Below are 18,579 nucleotides of genomic sequence, written 5' to 3'. Positions count from 1 at the left end.
CTATTCTTTCTCTAAATCATTTAAATGACGCGCTGTTTCCAGACAATTTTTCAAGTATTGCAATGATTCTTGATAAATTTTCACTTCATTTTCTCCTCGCAAACGACATTCATACACCATATAACCTTCATACTTATTTTGAAGCAGCGTTTGAAAATGGCGAGTAAAATCAATTGCGCCAGATCCTGGTTGGTAGCGATGATTATCTGCTAAATGGATATGTCCCACATACTCTTTTTGCTTAGTCAATGCTTTTGAAATATCATCTTCTTCAATATTCATATGATAAAAATCAGCGATGATCTGCACATGTTTTAATTGATTGGAGTCAATGTAATGACGCGCATCTGCTAACAAATTGATCATGTGGTCTTGGTATCGGTTCAAAGGTTCCAAATAAATAACCGTACCTGTTTCTTCGGCTACTTTGTCTAAATAACGAAGTGATTCGCTGACTGCTTTGTAGTCTCCTTCTTTGCTTCGTGGTGAAACCATCGGTGGTAATCGATAAGTGAACATTCCCCAAGCTGCTGGAATAACGATTCCTTTGCCTCCAACCTCGCTTAGCGCGCGCAAAATCTCAGCAATTTGACGTACACCATTAAGACGCCGTTCTTCGATAAAGTCACCGATCCACCCATCGTAGCCGTTACAAGCTGTCACTACTGGGATCCCTGTTTCTTTGATTGCCTGTTTGACTGTATCGATATTTTCTATTAACAACTTACCGTCGATTTCGTATTCTTCAAATCCACAGTCTTTGATAAATCTAAATTTTTCTAAAATGTCTCTTGGGAAAAATGCTTGATCTTGCGTACCGAATTTCATTGTTCTCCTCCTTGTACTTGAACACCCATTTTGATACTTTCTTCTGGGTGCTGATCTACATAACGCATGTAAGCTTCTGCACTTTCTGCAAATGGCACAACTGGATCAACGATCTCTTCACAATCCAAGTAACCGTTCATCAATAATTCCCAACATGTGTCCTCGATCCGTTTACGGTTCCATCTTGGGTAATCTGGGTTTGGTTCACTAGATGCTCGAGCAAAGACGATTTTTGCATTATTGAAATGTGCTTCGCGACCAAGATTAAACCCAGCTGGAAAAGGTTTAGCAAAGGCAACATAAGAAATGATCCCGCCATAGCCGATCCCTCTTAAAGAAGCTTGTAATGCGGCAGCACTGCCACTCGTTTCAATAACTGAATCTACACCACGTTTATCTGTCAATTCCTTTAGACGAAAACCGACATCCTCTTTCATAGGATCTAGCGTGTAATCGGCACCGTATTTTTCTGCTAATTCTCTACGCTGCGCTATGGGATCGATCCCAACGATGGTAGTGGCACCTGCTTTTTTAGCTAATTGAATCGCAATTTGTCCGATAGCGCCTAAACCGAAGATTGCTACAGCATCACCTGCTCGAACATGTGCTTCTCGGATACCACCTAAAGCGAATTGAGCGGGATCGTAACATACTGCATTTTTCCATTGATCCAACCGATCAAGTTTACGTAGTTTATAATTATCAACACCGTTTGTAATCAGTGTTTCACGAATGGGTCCATAAGTGCAGACTAACTCTCCTTTTTGATACTCTGTCACCAAACTGCCCGTTTCTTCGATCGTACCGACAATCATATTTCCTAATTGAAATTCGCCAAATACCACACCGCGTTGGCTTCCTTCTTCTCTTGGCATGAATAGGCGCCATTCTTCTGAAAATTCTTCGTCGATAAACGGACTTAGTCCTCTGAAATCTACAATTTCCGTTCCTGGTTTTGGAGTAGCGAAAATTACTCGGATACGTACTTCGTTCTTTTCGATCTCACGGTCTTCGTAATCTTTGAATCCGGCTACTCTTGGTTCTAATGCAACTAATTTTTTCATCTTTTCTTTCCTCTTTCTTTTCTTTTTTATCCTTTTACGCCGCCTTCGACTAAATCACCTTTAATGAATCGTTCAGATAGCGCATACATAATAATGACTGGTAAAGCGGTCACCAATGAAGCGGCCATCATTCGTCCCCAGATATAGTCTGGTGTACTGAATAATGTGTTCAAACCAATTGGTAAAGTAAATTTTTCGGAGGTCGACAGGAAAATCGAAGCAAATAAATAATCATTCCACGAAACCATAAAACAATAAACGAAGACAGAAATGATTCCCGAAATAGCCAATGGTATAATGATCCGAATAATGATCTGTACTCGGCTAAGGCCATCGATCATTGCTGCTTCTTCAATGTCGGTCGGAATCGTATCAAAATAACTTTTTAGCATGAATATCGCCGTAGGCAGTGTTTGAACGACCATCGTGATAATCAGTGCTGTATTGGTATCATACAAACCTAGACTGGAAATGATTTTAAATAACGGGACAACGATCAAAATACCGGAAAACATGTAGACGGTATAAAAGCTAGCATTGATTTTCGAGCGAGCTTTGAAGCGTAGTTTTGACAAAGCATATGCCCCGCTGATCCCAATCACTACTGCAGTTACGGAGGCTATCAAGGAGATCACTAAACTATTTTTGAAATACATGATGAATGGAAAAATCTCAGTATTGAAAATATCCTGATAATGTTCAAAAGTCCATTCTTTCGGAAAAATAGTTTGTGTCGTCGCAATGGCTTCTTGTGAATCCTTGAATGACGTCATCAGCATGATCAAAAATGGAAACAAATTGACAGCTAACAGCAACAGAATCGCCGCATAAAATAAGATTTTCTTGCTCTTTTTATTTTTCATTTTAAGTCCACCTTCTTTCGTGAGAGCAAGACGACCGCTGCAATAATGATGAATAGCAAGATCGATATAGCTGCTGCTTTTCCAAGATCATTAAACGCAAAGGCTGTTTGATACAAATAAACGCCTAAGATATTGACTTTATTCGTCAGTAGATAGACATCTGTAAACATATAGAACATCCAGATAGATCGTAAAACAATCACAGTTGCTAGTACTGGTTTGATTGCCGGCAGTGTCACGATCTTGAACTTCTGCCAAGCATTTGCACCGTCCATTTCTGCTGCTTCATAAAGTGTTTTGTCGACTGTTTGCAAAATAGCCAAAAATGAAATAAACGCATACGGATAGTATCTCCAGATTGCAAACAAAACGACCATAAAGAAGCTAGCAACTGGCTGATCGAACCACAGCGGTGCTTCGTTGAAAAGCTGCAACTTATCTACTAGCAAATCATTGACGATTCCATAACTATTGTTGAACATATATTTCCAAGCAAAAATCAAAGAAATAGATGGCGTAACATAACTTAATAAGATCAGTGAACGAACCGTTTTCCTAAATCTAAACTTGCGGTTAAGTAAAATAGCGACAGCTAATCCTAAAGCTGTACTGCCTGCTACGACTAGTAACGTATAGGCAACTGTCAAACCTAAAGAACGATAAAACTCACTATCACTTAAAATTTCAAGATAATTGTTTAACCCAATAAAAACTGCATCTAAATTAGGATTCAGTGGCATATCGAAAAAACTGATCTGAATATTGGAAAGCATTGGGATCAGCACTAGAACAGCTAATAAAAGCATGCTTGGTGCTAAAAGTCCCATGGCTAATTTTAAGTCAGAATGTTTCCTTGGACGATTCATTGAAACCTCCCCCTGATAATCTGCCAATAGCTATCTACTTTTTTCGGTCACTATTGGCAGAACTTCATGTTATTTCGTATTTTTTTGTGCGTCAGCTAAAGCTTGATCGACATCTTCGTTGCCAACAGTTACTTGATTCACCGCTTTTCCGATCACACCTGAGCTAGTGATATCTCCCATTTTCGTAAAGTTCTTTTCTCCAACTAGTCCAAAAACTTGTACTTCATCAAAAGCACTAGCAATCTCAGATGGCAACTCTCCAAATGACTTGATGACTTCATTTTCTTTGTAACCATCCAATTCTACTACTTGCTTATTCACTGGTTGAGCACCACCAGGGGACATCAAAACCCATTTCTCCATATTTTTCGGTTGGGATAAGAAAGCGGTAAAAGTTTCAGCAGCCTCTTTTTGTTTCTCGTCTAGACCAGAAGAGATCGTCAAGCCAGATACTGTGCCATAGACAGCTTGATCTTTTTGTGTTGGGATAGCAAAACCGATATTTTCTGAATTCCCTGCTTCGTAAACAGAAGGCAAAATATAAGTTGAATAAATAGCCATTGGGACTGTTCCATTCATAAAGGCATCCTTGATTTCTGTCACATCATTGGAACCTGGCATTGTGTATTGTGATAAGTTTTGATAGAACGACAAGGCTTCTCTCATCTTGTCCGTGTCGATCGTTACCTCGCCTTTCTCATCCAAGACGTTTGCCCCATTTGACAAAGCAAATTGAGAGAATGCCTGCTCGCTCATCGTTCCTTCAGCAGTAGGCATAGCAATCCCATATTTTTTATTTTCTTTATCTGTGAAATGTTGAGCAATTTTTAAAATATCATCCCAATTTTTCGGTTCTGAAAAACCAGCTTCTGCTAATTTTTCTTTGTCATACCAAATGCCTTGAACCCAGCCACTGATTGGGGCAGCAATATAGCTTTTTCCATCTTCCGAACGAACAAGATTTTTGGCGCCATCATAATAATTGTCTTCTCCAGCTTTCTCAATAACATTTTGGACTGCCGTCTGATCGATCAGTTCATCTTTATCCATCACTTTAGCAAAATCTTGGCTGACTTCCATTACTTCTGGTAATTTACCAGAACGAGCTAGTGTAACGATCTTCGTATTGAATGCCGACTCTTCTACTGGCATTTGCTTGATTTTGATATCTGGATTTTCTTTTTCAAAATCAGCGACTAGTTCATTGATGACACTTAACCGTTCCTGTTCGACAGAAGAGTGCATGAATTGGATCGTTGTCTGTTTTGATTCCTCAGAGCTTTTACTTCCGCCACAAGCAGTAAGCAGAAATCCAGTAGCCAGCAGACATGTAGTAACAAGAATTTTTTTCATTTTTTCCCACCTCTTAATTTATTATTTTCAGCCACATGTATTCATAAGGCTGGAATCTCAACTTTTGTTCTTGACTGCAATGGATAATTTGACCAGAAAACAAATCTTGGTAGTCTCCTTTTGGTAAAAGATAGTCTGCTGATTGGTCGGAAAAGTGTTGGATGACTAAAACTTTCTCTTCCTTCGCTTCGCGGATAAAACTAATAAAAGAATCTGCTGAATCGAGCAAGTGAATCAAACTATTCGGATGGAAGGCTTTTTCTTTTTTTCGAATAGCTAGCATTTGTGTCAACTCTTCATACACTGCTGTTCTTAATGGGTCTGTCTGCAACTCTTTCTCAATATCTGCCAACGAAAATTTTTGCCGATTGATTTTTCGATTCTCTCCTGTTTTTTCTACGCCTTTGTAATCATTTCGACTTCCTAGCACACTTTGAATATAAATTGCCGGTACACCTGGTAGCGTTACCAAAAATGAATGAGCAGCTAAAAAGCGTTTGCTTCTCCATTCCGTCGTATCTGTTGGAGAGCTCAATGCATCTAGATACGTCGCGTTTATCTCATATGGACTAGTCGTTCCATCTGGATTTTTCTTGTAGTTTACTCGGGCACCCTCTTTCTTCAGCTGTTCCACTAAATCAAGGATTGTTGTTTCTGGCAAAATACCTCGTACCGGATTCAATCCGATACCGTCATGGGAGGCTAAAAAATTGAAAAAAGTTGTTTTTTTCGATGCGAAATCGATGGTTTTTAACCATTCTTTCAACTTACTTGTATTACCCGAACGAATCGCTTGAAGGGTCAAAGGTGGTAGCGAAAACTGATAGACCATCTGTGCTTCATTCTCGCCATTCCCAAAATAACTGATATTATCTTTGTGTGGCACATTTGTCTCAGTGATCAATACCGTTCCTGGAGCTGCTTCATCAACGATTGCACGGAATAATTGGATGATTTTATGCGTTTCTGGCAGGTGTATACAAGAAGTTCCTAGTTCTTTCCATAAAAATCCCACAGCATCCAAGCGAATAAATGAAGCGCCTTTTTCTAAGTAAAACAAAAGAATATCGATCATTTTCAATAAAACTTCTGGATTTTTAAAATTCAAGTCTACTTGATCTTCGCTAAAAGTCGTCCATACGTGTTTTTCTTTCCCGTTTTTGTCAATGAACGTTGTAAGTAACGGGCTGGTCCTTGGTCTAGTCACGCTACTTGTATCTGTATCCAGTGGCAAATCAATAAAAAATTCTTTGTACGTATCATTCAAGTTTAAATATTCCTGAAACCAATTACTTTCAGCAGACATATGATTGCAGACAAAGTCGAACATCAACCTTGTTTCGCTTCTCATTTCTTCTACATCGTCCCATGTGCCCAAATGGTCGTTGATTGCCTGATAATCTAAAACGGAGAAACCATCATCAGATGTATATGGAAAAAATGGCAAGAAATGAACAACACTAAATGTATCTGCCAAATACTTCCGATAAAATTTTTTAAATGTACGTAAAGTTGGTTGCTGCTCTTCAAAAAATTGATCTCCATAAGTAATCAAGAAAATATCTTCTTCGTCCCAATGCAGTTTGCCTGCTTGGTTTTTCTTCTGCTGATAATCACTGACTTTTTGTTCAATTTTGGAGGCGATTTTTTCAGCTAAATCTGAGTCGCGATAAATCGCTTGTAAAAGTTTTGTATACATCGGATTCTCCTTTCTTTTTATGGGAGCGTTCCCAGCAACTCGATCATATTATGGAAAACGCTTACTGTCAATAGCGTTTTTTTTAAATAATTTTGATATACGCAAAAATACAAATAAGAAAGCTTATGTATCAATAGTTAGTGGATTCTTAAAAAAATATGATCTCTTATTATCCTCTAAGCTATTCCTCCATTTTCAAAATCATAGACAAAAAAGAATGTCTATTGTACTATGGAATTATTCTAAAACGCTCCCAAAAAGGAGGTGCATATAAAATTGAAACCAACTATTTATGACATTGCGAAAAAAGCCAATGTCTCAAAATCAACTGTCTCTAGAGTATTAAATAACCAGCCAAATATATCTGATAAAGCAAAATCTAGTGTACTTCAAGCAATCAAAGAATTAAATTATGAACCGAGCAAAATTGCAAGAGGACTATCAGGAAGTGGATTTGATGCGATTTTAGCATTATCCCATCGCACATCCCATACGACTTATGGCAATCCCTTCTTTTCAGATGTCATTCAATCCATTTCTGCCGTTTCTGAACAAAATAACTTCGACTTGATTCTACAGACGGCAAAAACACCAGAAGAAGAGTTGGAGAAATGCGCAAAAAAAATCCAAGAAAAAATGATCCGAGGAATTATTATTTTAAGCTCTACGATGGATGAAACACTTCTTTTTGAATTGGATCAATACAATATTCCTATTGTGGTGATTGGAAAAGTTGGTCATGACTATACGAACATCTACTCAGTAGACACGGATAATTTCCAAGATAGTTACGATTTGGTGGAAATACTAATCAATAACGGCCATCAGCATATTGGCTGCCTCCATGCTCCGACAGAAGTTTATGTATCCAATGATCGTCTCAATGGTTACCGTCAATGCTTATTTGATCACCACCTAGATATCCGTAATGAATGGATCATAGACGGCGGCTTTCGCTTAGAAGATAGCATGGCAGCGATAAATGATTTAATGAAGCTACGAGAAAGACCAACTGCGATTTTTTCTACCGATGCATTAAAATCATTGAGTATTTACAAAGTGGCAGAACAATCTGGAAAGCAGATACCTGATGATCTTTCGATCGCAGGATTCAGTGATCCCTTATTGTCCTCCCTATTTTCGCCACAGCTGACTCGGATAGACATTCCGACAAATCAGTTAGGAATCAAAGCCACAGAACTTTTATTCCAACTAATCCACCACCAATACCCTGAAGAAAAAAGAATCATTCTTTCAACCGAGATTACTCTCACAGATTCGATCCAACAACAAGAAATGTAGAACAGAATTATAAAAGAACAGAAACACTGAGGATAAGTCAGTTACTCTGTTCTTTTTTCAATCACTCATTTCTCGTTACCCCCTCCCGGTATTTTAGCAGATTTTTCTTCATTTCCCTTCTTTTTTAATTGGTTGTGGATAACTACAGCAATTGTATTGAATCACTTTTTCCACAGGCAAGAAAAAGTTGTCTTTTCAGCCACGTTGTGTATAAGTTTTATATGGTATGCTTATCCCAAAATTATGTACCTTTATTTTTTCATGCGAATAAACAAATCCATGTTATCGGAGGGATAACTATGCCTAAAGCAAAAAGAAAACATTCAGATACATCCACTGACTTTATTGCATTTGATGAACTATTAACTAAAGCGAACAAAAAAATAAAAACGCCTCCTGTAACTTCCCATGAATTTGATTCTCATTCAAAGGATGATGCTCTAACTCTTTCGGAAGATGAGAAGCAACTCGTCAATGAACTAGCTTCAGTCATTCCAAATTCACCTGAACATTCGCCATTTGAGGAGTCATTATCATCTCCACCTATTGACATCTCTGAGGAAGGTTATCGTTTCCATAACTTAATGGAGCACGAGTCTCTCACAAGAGAGGAGCGACAATTTATTGATGAACCATTGCCCGATCCAATCTTCCATCAACAAACGAACGAAGAGTCCATCTCGCCTACTGAGCCAGGGCCTTCCTTTGTTGTGGATAGACAAAAAACGAGCAATCTAGTAGAAGGAAATGTTGGAAATAACGCTTATCAGCTTTTGTATGAAACGTTTGGTCCTATTTCTTCTAGAGAAGGAAAGAAGAATAAGCGACTACCACAAGAATTGTGTAATCAAATCAAACACGCATTAACATTGCCTAATCTTAGTCAAAGACAGATTGCCGCATTTTTTGGCGTGTCCAACTCTACAGTAATTAATATATACCAAAAACATTTTGAAGAAGACTATGATGAAAAAATTACCCATCAGCTTTTTCATGGGAAATTCGGAAAAATTTCCAGAGAAAAAAATCAAAGGATACCACAAAAATTACGTAATCAAATCGAAGAAGCATTAACAATACCCTATACTAAACAAAAACATGTGGCAACGTTTTTTGGCGTATCCCTAACTACAGTAAACGAAATAAAACAAAAACTGAAACGCAGTAAACAATTAGCTGACATAGCAAAACCTGTAGCTTCAAGATCATCTCTCACTCTTTCTTCTAACCAAACAAATGAGAGGTAAGCTACTTCATATAAGCAAAAAAAGGGATTGTGACAAGATTTTGTCACAATCCCTTTTTCCGAATAAACGGTGTTCTCCTGCCAACTCCTCGGTCACAAGTCACAATATTCAATAAACATGAGGAGCTGTTTTTTGAAATTGTTCCTTGTGACTCGGAGCTGAACGGCAGGCTCACGACCTCTTTCTTAAACGGTGTTCAATCAGCTGACCCTCGGTATTAGCTCAACAAACGGCAAAATATGAGGAACTATTTTTTCGTTTATTTTCTCTAATACTCAGGTCAAAACGCTGATTTCACAACCTCTATTTTGTTTGATTGTTCATTGCGTCTTCTGCAGCCATTTGCGCTTCAATATCTGAAATACTGTAGACATTTTCGCTTGCTACACCGACTTCTTTTGGTTCCATGTCACGGTAACGTTGCATACCAGTACCAGCTGGGATGATCTTACCGATAATAACATTTTCTTTCAAACCAAGAAGAGGATCTTTCTTACCGCGGATCGCAGCATCCGTCAAGACACGAGTTGTTTCTTGGAATGATGCAGCAGATAAGAAACTATTTGTTTCTAATGATGCTTTTGTGATACCTAGCAAGACAGGTCGAGAAGTTGCTGGAACGCCTCCTGAGACTAGCGTATTGTAGTTTTGATCTTTAAAGTCTGCGATGTCTAATAATGTACCTGGTAAGATATCTGTATCACCTGGATCCATTACACGAACTTTACGCAGCATTTGACGAACCATTACTTCGATATGCTTGTCGCCGATTTCTACCCCTTGCATACGGTAAACACGTTGTACTTCACGAAGCAAGTAGTTTTCAACAGATAATACATCGCGGACTTGCAACAATTGTTTTGGATCGATTGATCCTTCTGTCAATGGCGCACCACGGTGGATCATATCGCCTTCTGCTACTTTCATACGTGCTGTATAAGGAACAGTATACGTACGTGTATCTGTTTTTCCTTTGATTGTTACTTCTTTGGTACGTGTTGCAGGATCTTCTGAGATATCGATGACATCCCCTGTTACTTCTGTGATCACTGCTTGCCCTTTCGGATTACGTGCTTCAAAGATTTCTTGGACACGAGGAAGACCTTGAGTGATATCGTCTCCGGCAACCCCACCCGTATGGAATGTACGCATCGTCAACTGAGTACCAGGTTCACCGATTGATTGAGCGGCGATCGTACCAACTGCTTCTCCGACTTCAACGTCAGAGCCAGTTGCAAGGTTGCGTCCGTAACAATGTTTGCAGACACCATGTTTTGTATTACATGTGAAGACAGAACGAATTGTCACTGTTTCGACACCTGCATCAACGATTTGTTTTGCGATGTCTTCGGAAATCAATTGGTTTCCTGCGATGATCAATTCATTTGTTTCAGGATGACGTACTTCTTTACGAGTGTAACGTCCCACCAAACGATCTTCTAATGATTCGATGATTTCATTTCCTTCACGGATTGCTTGGATTTCAAGACCTCGGTCAGTACCGCAATCTTCTTCACGGATGATTACATCTTGGGCCACATCAACCAGACGACGAGTCAAGTAACCTGAATCGGCAGTCTTCAAGGCTGTATCGGTCATCCCTTTACGAGCCCCATGAGTTGAGATAAACATTTCCAAGACAGATAGTCCTTCACGGAAGTTTGAAATGATTGGCAATTCCATGATTCGACCATTAGGAGCGGCCATCAAACCACGCATTCCGGCAAGCTGTGTAAAGTTGGAAATGTTCCCACGAGCTCCAGAATCAGACATCATGAAGATTGGGTTTTTCGCTTCCAAACCTTCCATCAGTTTTTGTTGGATGCTGTCTTTTGCAGCGTTCCAAACAGCAATGACACGTTCATAACGTTCGTCATCTGTAATCAGACCACGACGGAATTGTTTTGTAATAGTTTCAACTTGTTTATGGGCATTTTCAATGATTTCTTGTTTTTCATTCAGTACACTGATGTCAGCGATCCCTACTGTGATACCGGCATGTGTTGAATGTTTATACCCTAAGTCTTTCATACGGTCAAGCATCTTAGAAGTTTCTGTTACTTTGAATCGTTTGAAGACTTCTGCGATGATGTTCCCTAAGTTTTTCTTCTTGAACGGTAATACTAATTCTTGCTCTTTGATATGTGCAGGAATATCCGTACCAGCTTCAACAAAGTATTTGTCCGGTGTTTGGACGGTCAAGTTGAAGTCTGTTGGTTCATTCAGATAAGGGAATTCAGGAGGCATGATCTCGTTGAAGATGATCTTACCAACTGTTGTGATCATCGTACGTTCTTTTTGCCATTCAGTAAATGGTTTTTCACCCAATGAGTTAGGGTTCACACCGATACGTGAATGTAAATGAACGTATCCGTTGCGCCATGCGATAACGGCTTCGTTTTGATCTCTGAAGACCATTCCTTCGCCTTCGCGTCCTTCTTCTTCCATTGTCAAGTAGTAGTTACCTAGAACCATATCTTGAGAAGGAGTAACAACTGGTTTACCATCTTTAGGGTTCAAGATGTTTTGAGCAGCTAACATCAACATACGTGCTTCTGCTTGTGCTTCTTCATTCAATGGCACGTGGACAGCCATTTGGTCTCCATCGAAATCGGCATTATAAGCTTCACATACAAGTGGATGCAAACGGATTGCGCGTCCTTGTACTAAAACTGGTTCGAATGCTTGGATACCAAGTCGGTGAAGCGTAGGTGCCCGGTTCAGCAATACTGGGTGTTCCTTGATTACGTCTTCTAAGACATCCCATACTTCGTCTTCTTGACGTTCGATTTTACGTTTCGCATTTTTGATGTTTGAAGCTAGTTCACGTTGAACAAGCTCACGCATCACGAATGGTTTGAATAATTCGATGGCCATTTCTTTTGGAAGTCCACATTGGTACATCTTCAAGAAAGGTCCAACAACGATAACAGAACGACCGGAGTAGTCCACACGTTTACCTAGCAAGTTTTGACGGAAACGACCTTGTTTCCCTTTCAACATATGAGAAAGAGATTTCAATGGGCGGTTACCTGGTCCAGTTACTGGACGTCCGCGACGACCGTTATCGATCAATGCATCTACTGCTTCTTGCAACATGCGTTTTTCGTTTTGAACGATGATTCCAGGTGCGTTCAAGTCTAATAAACGTTTCAAACGGTTATTACGGTTGATGACACGACGGTAAAGATCATTCAAGTCACTTGTTGCAAAACGTCCACCTTCTAATTGAACCATTGGGCGCAAATCTGGTGGAATAACAGGGATAACATCCATAACCATCCAGCTTGGTTGATTTCCTGAAGCGCGGAATGCTTCTAAAATATCCAAACGGCGGATTGCACGTGTACGTTTTTGTCCTTGTGCAGATTTCAATTCTTCTTTCAATTCGGCTGCTTCTGCATCTAGATCAACATTATCAAGTAATTGTTTAATCGCTTCTGCACCCATAGCAGCTTGGAATTCTTGTCCATATTGTTCACGTTTTTCGCGATATTCGCGTTCTGTCAACAATTGTTTTTTCTCTAAATTCGTGTTTCCTGGTTCGATAACCACATATGAAGCAAAATAAATGATTTCTTCCAAAGCGCGTGGGCTCATGTCTAATACAAGACCCATACGTGAAGGAATCCCTTTAAAGTACCAGATATGTGAAACAGGAGCTGCTAATTCAATATGTCCCATGCGTTCACGGCGAACTTTCGAACGAGTCACTTCCACTCCGCATCGATCACAAACGATTCCTTTATAACGGATACGTTTGTATTTTCCGCAGGCACATTCCCAGTCTTTTGTAGGACCAAAAATCCGCTCACAGAACAACCCTTCGCGTTCAGGTTTTAAGGTACGATAGTTAATCGTCTCAGGTTTTTTTACTTCACCGTAAGACCAGCTTCTGATTTTTTCGGGAGAAGCCAAACCTATTTGCATACTTTCGAATTTATTTACATCGATCAAAAGGGGTTCCCTCCATTTCATTTAATGGCAAACCGCAAGACGGCTGATCTTCGACCGCCTTGCAGCTCATAGACCGGATTAGTCTAAATTATCTTCTGCGGTTTCAAAGTTTTGGATGACATCGTCTCTTTCATCTTCCACTTGTTCAGCAGCTTTCTTTTCTAATTCTTTGGCAGTTTGCTGTTCGGCAAATTTTGTCAAAGCATCAACAGTGATCAAATCGTCATCTTCATCGTCCATGTCGCGAAGTTCGATCTCTGTCTCTTCGATATCCAAGACACGCATGTCCAGACCTAGTGATTGCAATTCTTTCACCAATACGCGGAAGGATTCCGGTACACCTGGTTTTGGAATTGGTTCACCTTTGACGATTGCTTCGTATGTTTTCACACGTCCGACTACATCATCTGATTTGTATGTCAAGATTTCTTGTAAAGTATAAGCCGCACCGTAAGCTTCCAGTGCCCATACTTCCATTTCACCAAAACGTTGTCCACCAAATTGAGCTTTACCTCCCAATGGTTGTTGTGTAACCAATGAGTAAGGTCCGATTGAACGTGCATGCAATTTGTCATCGACCATGTGAGCAAGTTTGATCATGTACATTACACCGACAGACACACGTCCGTCAAATGGTTCACCTGTACGTCCGTCGTACAGAACAGTTTTCGCATCGCTGGCCATACCGGCTTCACGAACTGTTTCCCATACGTCTTCATCACTTGCACCATCGAATACTGGCGTTGCTACGTGGATACCTAACTGACGTGCAGCCATACCCAAGTGTAATTCCAATACTTGTCCGATGTTCATACGTGAAGGCACCCCTAAAGGATTCAGCATGATATCGATTGGTGTTCCATCAGGTAGGAATGGCATATCTTCTTCCGGCATAATACGGGATACAACCCCTTTATTTCCGTGACGACCGGCCATTTTATCCCCTTCATGGATTTTACGTTTTTGAACGATATAAACACGAACTAACATGTTTACGCCTGGTGACAATTCATCTCCAGCTTCACGAGTAAAGATTTTCACATCGTGAACGATCCCGCCGCCGCCATGCGGTACACGTAATGATGTATCGCGGACTTCACGAGCTTTTTCGCCAAAGATCGCATGCAATAGACGTTCTTCTGCAGATAATTCTGTTACCCCTTTTGGCGTGACTTTCCCTACAAGCAAATCGCCGTCTTGGACTTCTGCACCGATACGGATAATACCCATTTCGTCTAAATCTTTCAATGCGTCTTCCCCGACATTAGGGATTTCGCGTGTGATTTCTTCAGGTCCTAATTTTGTATCGCGGGCTTCTGATTCATATTCTTCAATATGAATAGAAGTGTATACGTCATCTTTTACCAAACGACGGCTCATGATGATCGCATCTTCATAGTTATATCCTTCCCAAGTCATGAAACCAACTAAAACGTTTTGGCCTAGAGCCATTTCGCCTTGTTCCATAGATGGTCCGTCTGCCAGAGTATCCCCTTTTTCGACTTTCTCACCCAAATGAACGATTGGACGTTGGTTGTAGCTTGTTCCGGAGTTTGAACGACGGAATTTTGTTACATCGTATTTATCTAATGCACCGTTGTCGCGGCGTACACGGATTTCAGAAGCATCAACGTATTCAACGACACCGTCATGTTTACATAACAAAGCAGCTCCTGAGTCATGCGCTGATTTGTATTCCATACCAGTACCAACCCATGGTGCTTGAGGATTGATCAACGGCACTGCTTGACGTTGCATGTTGGCACCCATCAAGGCACGGTTGGAGTCATCGTTTTCCAAGAAAGGAATACATGCTGTCGCAACGGCAACTACTTGTTTAGGTGATACGTCCATGTAGTCTACTTTATCAATAGATACTTCTAAGTTTTCACTTTGAGCACGAGCCATAACAACGTCTTGAGCAAATGTTCCATCTTCATTCAATGGGCTGTTTGCTTGGGCTACGATGTAATGGTCTTCGATATCTGCTGTCAAGTAGTCGATTTGGTCAGTAACACGACCTGTTTCACGGTCTACACGACGATAAGGTGTTTCGATAAATCCGAATTTATTTACTTTCGCATAACTGGACAAACTATTGATCAACCCGATGTTTGGGCCTTCAGGAGTTTCGATCGGACACATACGGCCATAGTGGGAGTAGTGAACGTCACGAACTTCATAACCGGCACGGTCACGAGTCAATCCGCCAGGTCCTAAGGCTGAAAGACGACGTTTGTGTGTCAATTCGCCAAGAGGGTTTGTTTGATCCATGAACTGTGACAACTGAGAAGAACCAAAGAATTCTTTGATACTTGCCACAACTGGACGGATATTGATCAATTGTTGAGGTGTCAATGTTTCAGTATCTTGGATCGACATTCTTTCACGAACCACACGTTCCATACGTGCTAGCCCGATACGGAATTGGTTTTGTAAAAGTTCACCGACTGAACGGATACGACGATTTCCTAAGTGGTCGATATCATCGACATTGCCGATACCTTCCATCAAGTTCAAGAAATAGCTCATTGAAGCAATGATGTCGGCTGGACGAACCGTTTTTACAGCTGCTTCTGGATAGCCGTTTCCGATCACGTTCACTTCACGTTCAGGATCTCTTGGTGAAAATACTTTGATGACTTGGACAGTCATTGGATCTGTGACCACACCATCTTCTGATGGATAGTAAGTCACTGAATTTAGACCGTTATCAATGAAAGGAGCTAATGTTTCCATGACTTGGTGAGTCAAGACTGTTCCTTTTTCAACGATGATCTCGCCTGTTTCTGGATCAACTAATGTTTCAGCTAATGTCAGATTCAATAGACGTGTTTTCAAATCTAATTTTTTGTTTACTTTGTAACGACCAACGTTTGCTAAGTCGTAACGTTTTGGATCGAAGAAACGAGCATTCAGCAAGTTACGTGAGCTGTCTGCTGTTTTTGGTTCGCCTGGACGCAAACGTTCGTAAACGTCTTTCAAACCTTCTTCTGTTCTTGAGTCGCTTGCGTTTTTATGCAAGTCTTTTTCGACTGTATTGCGTAATGTTTCGCTGTCGCCGAAGATTTCAAAGATCGTATCATCGGAACCAAATCCTAACGCACGAACTAATACGGTTAAAGGAATCTTACGTGTACGGTCGATACGTACATAAGAGATGTCTTTTGCATCAGTTTCCATTTCTAGCCAAGCGCCACGGTTAGGGATAACAGTAGAACCGAATCCTTCTTTTCCGTTTTTGTCGACTTTTCCATGGAAATAGACACCTGGTGAACGGACTAACTGAGAAACGATTACTCGCTCTGCCCCGTTGATGATGAATGTTCCTTGTTCTGTCATTAATGGGAAATCACCGAAGAATACTTCTTGTGCTTTGATTTCGCCAGTCTCGCGGTTTGTCAAACGCAATGTTACATGTAATGGTGCAGAGTAGTTTGCATCATGCGCACGAGCTTCTGCTACTGTATACTTTGGTTCTTTCAATTCATAATCTACAAATTCCAAAGATAGATTGCCATTGAAGTCATCGATTGGCAAAATGTCTTCAAACATTTCTCTAAGTCCCTCATCTAAGAACCATTGGTAAGAGTCTGTTTGAATTTCGATCAAATTTGGTAATTCCAACACTTCACTGATTCTTGCGAAACTTCTACGTTCGCGATGTTTTCCGTATTTTACTACGTGTCCAGCCAAGCTCTTCACCCCTCTAAAATGTCATTCAAAAAGACTACCCGATCAATTGTTACAATAATATTTCAAATATTATTTTTAGGTAACAACAGACATTTTTTGCGGCTTTTAGGCAAAAAAAAACCAAAAATAGAACATTCTCTTGAAACCTTACTTCGTGAGCTTCTACTTTTGTTTCCTTATATTAAAGCCGAAACGGACAATATTTCGTTTCTGCCTTTTCTTCATCAGATAGTTTTTGCAACTTCATATACTACACTTATTTTCTATAAAAGTCAACACTTCCTGGCGTTTCTTCTGCTTTTTCGCAATATTTTCTTAATGTTTTCAATTTTATGTTTTCAATTATCTGACAATTCTTAATTGACAGACCTTTTTTTCTCGGTTATACTTTAGAAAATTCATTTTGTGGAGGAACTTCTATGCGAACCAACATCAAGCAAATCGTACCAACACAACTGAATAACTTTTACTTTAGCTACTTTAGATAGGTTTGTATTCATCATGATGGATACAAACGTTAAACGACAGTTTGTATCTATGATGGCTAAAGAACTTTGTATTGCAGCAAAAAGCCACGTAGACAAAATGCTAAGTGGCTGAGCAGTGAAAATACAAAGTAAAAGTATCAAGCATTCTACTTTTTCAATTTATTTTCCGACTTTTCAATCCATTTAGACATTTTGTCTGAATGGATTTTTTGTTTCCCAAAATTAAGGAGGAAAAAGAAATGAAAAAAAATATATTCATCGGATTAGGCGCTGCCCTGCTACTAGCTTTAGGAGGTTGCGCACAAAAAGACAATTCCGCAGAGGCATCAGATGGACAAAAAACAATTGGCGTATTGCAACTTGTACAACATAACTCGTTAGACGCTGCCTATAAAGGATTCAAAGAAGGATTAGCAGAAGAAGGATATAAAGAAGGCGATAATCTAACAATCGATTATCAAAATGCCCAAAACAATCAAGACAACCTGAAAAGCATGAGTGAGAAACTCGTCAAAGAAGATCCTGATCTGCTACTTGGAATCGCCACTCCAGCAGCACAATCTTTATTAAATGAAACAACCACTATCCCGATGACTGTCACAGCGGTCACAGACTTGGAACAAGCCCATTTAGTCACATCCAATGAAAAACCTGGCGGCAATGTGACTGGCACGACAGATATGGTGCCAATCGAAAAACAAATCGGCTTACTGTTAACTATCGTGCCAGACGCCAAAACAATCGGCATCATGTATAACAACGGTGAAGCAAACTCTAAGATCCAAGCTGATTTGGCAGAAAAAGAATTGAAAAAAGCGGGCGTCAAAGTCAAAGTACTGACAGCAAATTCCACAAATGATGTCCAACAAGTGACGAAAAGTCTAGCCAAAGATGTAGATGGAATCTATATTCCTACTGATAACACGTTCGCAAGTGCGGCAAGTGTTGTCGGTGAAGTCGCAAAAGAAACAAAAACACCTATCGTTGCTGGCGCAGTTGATCAAGTCAAAGACGGTGGTCTAGCAACAGTAGGGATCGACTACGAAAGCTTGGGCAAACAAACGGGGATCATGGCAGCAAAAATCTTAGACGGCAAGAAGCCAAGTGAACTTCCTGTCGAAACAGCAAATGATTTGGAACTGTATGTCAATAAAGACATGGCCAAAGCATTAGGTATCAATCCAGACAGCATCAAAGAAGCTGAATAAAACACAGG

11 protein-coding genes are annotated in these 18,579 nt (G+C 40.0%); 3 read left to right on the top strand and 8 right to left on the bottom strand.

Translation table 11 applies throughout. The features are described 5' to 3' along the window. From A5816_RS11400 to A5816_RS11375, 6 genes are all read right to left on the bottom strand, one after another. The gene (locus tag A5816_RS11400) at nucleotides 1-828 is read right to left on the bottom strand and encodes a sugar phosphate isomerase/epimerase (RefSeq protein ID WP_086311369.1); all 828 of its coding nucleotides are present in this window, start codon (nucleotides 826-828) and stop codon (nucleotides 1-3) included. Further along, nucleotides 825-1,892 carry a zinc-binding alcohol dehydrogenase gene (locus A5816_RS11395; protein ID WP_086311368.1) on the bottom strand — a complete coding sequence of 356 codons (1,068 nt, stop codon included), beginning with the start codon at nucleotides 1,890-1,892 and terminating at the stop codon, nucleotides 825-827. The genes A5816_RS11400 and A5816_RS11395 overlap by 4 nt, the downstream gene beginning before the upstream one ends. Nucleotides 1,893-1,918: 26 nt before the next feature. Further along, nucleotides 1,919-2,755 (bottom strand): carbohydrate ABC transporter permease, encoded by an 837-nt coding sequence (locus A5816_RS11390; RefSeq protein ID WP_086311367.1) that lies wholly within the window; start codon nucleotides 2,753-2,755, stop codon nucleotides 1,919-1,921. Continuing rightward, nucleotides 2,752-3,621: a carbohydrate ABC transporter permease gene (locus A5816_RS11385; RefSeq protein ID WP_086311366.1), complete on the bottom strand. Its 870-nt coding sequence runs from the start codon at nucleotides 3,619-3,621 to the stop codon at nucleotides 2,752-2,754. Before A5816_RS11385 ends, A5816_RS11390 begins: the two co-directional genes overlap by 4 nt. A gap of 69 nt (nucleotides 3,622-3,690) precedes the next feature. Further along, a complete protein-coding gene (locus A5816_RS11380) occupies nucleotides 3,691-4,974 on the bottom strand; it encodes an ABC transporter substrate-binding protein (RefSeq protein WP_086311365.1) in 1,284 nt (427 codons plus the stop codon). Between the two features lie 13 nt (nucleotides 4,975-4,987). Beyond that, the gene (locus A5816_RS11375; protein WP_086311364.1) at nucleotides 4,988-6,673 is read right to left on the bottom strand and encodes an alpha-amylase family glycosyl hydrolase; all 1,686 of its coding nucleotides are present in this window, start codon (nucleotides 6,671-6,673) and stop codon (nucleotides 4,988-4,990) included. Between the two features lie 276 nt (nucleotides 6,674-6,949). Between A5816_RS11375 and A5816_RS11370 the strand changes: the two genes are divergently transcribed. After that, nucleotides 6,950-7,975: a LacI family DNA-binding transcriptional regulator gene (locus A5816_RS11370; protein WP_086311363.1), complete on the top strand. Its 1,026-nt coding sequence runs from the start codon at nucleotides 6,950-6,952 to the stop codon at nucleotides 7,973-7,975. Between the two features lie 299 nt (nucleotides 7,976-8,274). Continuing rightward, nucleotides 8,275-9,222, top strand: a complete 948-nt coding sequence (locus A5816_RS11365; RefSeq protein WP_086311362.1) for a hypothetical protein — start codon at nucleotides 8,275-8,277, stop codon at nucleotides 9,220-9,222. A 303-nt stretch (nucleotides 9,223-9,525) separates the two neighbouring features. Here A5816_RS11365 and rpoC read toward each other — a convergent pair whose 3' ends face one another. Together rpoC and rpoB are read right to left on the bottom strand one after the other, a co-directional pair. Continuing rightward, nucleotides 9,526-13,179: a DNA-directed RNA polymerase subunit beta' gene (rpoC, locus tag A5816_RS11360; RefSeq protein ID WP_002295965.1), complete on the bottom strand. Its 3,654-nt coding sequence runs from the start codon at nucleotides 13,177-13,179 to the stop codon at nucleotides 9,526-9,528. 78 nt (nucleotides 13,180-13,257) lie between these two features. Continuing rightward, nucleotides 13,258-16,875, bottom strand: coding sequence for a DNA-directed RNA polymerase subunit beta (rpoB, locus tag A5816_RS11355; protein ID WP_002310550.1), 3,618 nt, complete (start codon nucleotides 16,873-16,875; stop codon nucleotides 13,258-13,260). 727 nt (nucleotides 16,876-17,602) lie between these two features. Between rpoB and A5816_RS11345 the strand changes: the two genes are divergently transcribed. After that, nucleotides 17,603-18,571: an ABC transporter substrate-binding protein gene (locus A5816_RS11345; protein ID WP_086311361.1), complete on the top strand. Its 969-nt coding sequence runs from the start codon at nucleotides 17,603-17,605 to the stop codon at nucleotides 18,569-18,571. Nucleotides 18,572-18,579 lie beyond the last annotated feature (8 nt).

Source organism: Enterococcus sp. 3G1_DIV0629, from assembly GCF_002141285.1.
GTDB classification, from domain to species: Bacteria; Bacillota; Bacilli; order Lactobacillales; family Enterococcaceae; genus Enterococcus_B; species Enterococcus_B lactis.
Note: the sequence above shows the minus strand (reverse complement) of the source record. Positions and strands in the feature narration are given on the sequence as shown.

What these genes read in the sequence shown, in the direction of transcription:
- A5816_RS11400 (WP_086311369.1), bottom strand. Translation starts at nt 828, where the DNA reads ATGAAATTCGGTACGCAAGATCAAGCATTTTTCCCAAGAGACATTTTA.
- A5816_RS11395 (WP_086311368.1), bottom strand. Translation starts at nt 1,892, where the DNA reads ATGAAAAAATTAGTTGCATTAGAACCAAGAGTAGCCGGATTCAAAGAT.
- A5816_RS11390 (WP_086311367.1), bottom strand. Translation starts at nt 2,755, where the DNA reads ATGAAAAATAAAAAGAGCAAGAAAATCTTATTTTATGCGGCGATTCTG.
- A5816_RS11385 (WP_086311366.1), bottom strand. Translation starts at nt 3,621, where the DNA reads ATGAATCGTCCAAGGAAACATTCTGACTTAAAATTAGCCATGGGACTT.
- A5816_RS11380 (WP_086311365.1), bottom strand. Translation starts at nt 4,974, where the DNA reads ATGAAAAAAATTCTTGTTACTACATGTCTGCTGGCTACTGGATTTCTG.
- A5816_RS11375 (WP_086311364.1), bottom strand. Translation starts at nt 6,673, where the DNA reads ATGTATACAAAACTTTTACAAGCGATTTATCGCGACTCAGATTTAGCT.
- A5816_RS11365 (WP_086311362.1), top strand. Translation starts at nt 8,275, where the DNA reads ATGCCTAAAGCAAAAAGAAAACATTCAGATACATCCACTGACTTTATT.
- A5816_RS11345 (WP_086311361.1), top strand. Translation starts at nt 17,603, where the DNA reads ATGAAAAAAAATATATTCATCGGATTAGGCGCTGCCCTGCTACTAGCT.